This is a genomic window from Microbispora sp. CL1-1, assembly GCF_012034195.1.
Classification (GTDB): domain Bacteria; phylum Actinomycetota; class Actinomycetes; order Streptosporangiales; family Streptosporangiaceae; genus Microbispora.
This window is the reverse complement of record NZ_JAATEK010000146.1, coordinates 1-928: the sequence shown is the minus strand read 5'-3', so window position 1 is coordinate 928 and position 928 is coordinate 1. Positions and strand designations below refer to the sequence as shown.

The 928-nt window shown below is 65.0% G+C and carries 1 protein-coding gene; it reads right to left on the bottom strand.

Annotation, left to right across the window (positions count from 1 at the left end):
• Positions 1-9: 9 nt before the first annotated feature.
• Entirely contained in the window at positions 10-792 is a 783-nt protein-coding gene (locus HCK04_RS40350; RefSeq protein WP_142652781.1) for a transposase family protein, read from the bottom strand.
• Positions 793-928 lie beyond the last annotated feature (136 nt).

Genomic DNA, 928 nt, shown 5'->3' with positions numbered 1-928 from the left:
GAGCCAATTTCATCCTCGGGAGGCGTGTGCTACCCGATGGTTCTGAAGGACCGCGATGGCTTTGACCAGGTGGCCGGTCTTGCTCGGGCTACATCGCAGCTTGCGCAGGATGCGCCAACTCTTGAGCTGGGCGTTCGCGCGCTCACCAGGCCCGCGGAGCTTGGCGTGTGACCGGTTGGCCTGCTTTTGAGACTCGGGCTTGTTCCTGCCCTTGTACGGCGTGATCAGCACCTCGGCCCCGGCGCCCTGATAGGCCTTGTCGGCCAGGGTGATGATCCCGGCTTGGTCGAGCGCGCGCAGGATGCCCCAGATCCGGGCGGCGGTCAGGTCGTGGGTCTTGCCTGGCAGCGCACCGGAGGTCCACACGATGGTCCCGTCCGGTCCCGCGATGACCTGCACGTTCATCCCATGCACGCGATGCTTGCCCGAGTAGTAGGGCCGGTCGGCCTTCACTCGGTCGGTGCGGATGAGCGTGCCGTCCAAGACCAGGTAGTGCAGGCCGTCCTTCGTGGCCTTCCGCAGCGCCGTCGCCAGTTTCGGTGATCGAGCCGACAGCAGGGCGACGGTTTCCTCCACATACCGCCACGCGGTGGCCGCCGACACTCCGAAACCCGCTCCGACCTCGGCGAATGTCTCGCCCTTGCGCAGATAGACCAGCACCAGGAGCGCCTGCTGCCCGGGGTTGAGCCGCCGCCACGTCGATCCGATGGCCTTGCGCCGCCTGCGGATCAGTCCGGCCACGTAGTTCAGCGTTGAACGCGACAAATCGACGGCAGCACGATAGAACAGCACCCGAAGCTCCTGGCGATGACGGTGATGGTTGTGGTGATCAACCCGTCTACCAGGAGCTTCGCCACATCATGAGGAAAACCCGAGCATCGCGATCATGCTGTGACCGGCTTAGCCGCCCGGCGGATGAAAAACGTTC